The sequence below is a fragment of the Salinimicrobium oceani genome (assembly GCF_012037645.1).
On the sequence record NZ_JAAVJR010001696.1, the window covers coordinates 1 to 279 of the forward strand.

Genomic DNA, 279 nt, shown 5'->3' on the forward strand with positions numbered 1-279 from the left:
CCTCTATTCAAAGCGTTTCTATTATAAATTAAGAGACCACCTGTTGCTGCGGGCAGAACAATTTCCAGATCAGATAACAAAAGAAGAGATCGATGCGTGTGATTCCCTGGTGGACATTGATGAGCTTTACACCAGCCGTGCCCATGATTTTGAAAATGCAGTGGATTATTACGAGAAGAACAGTTCGCTGCAATTCCTGGAAAAAATCAAAATTCCTACCCTGCTCATAAATGCTAAAAATGACGGCTTTCTTTCTGAAGCCTGTTACCCGATTGAAAT

General features: G+C 40.9%; 1 pseudogene. It reads left to right on the forward strand.

Annotated elements, in window-relative coordinates:
* Positions 1-279 (forward strand): annotated as a pseudogene (locus HC175_RS23640) (YheT family hydrolase); the annotation flags it as partial.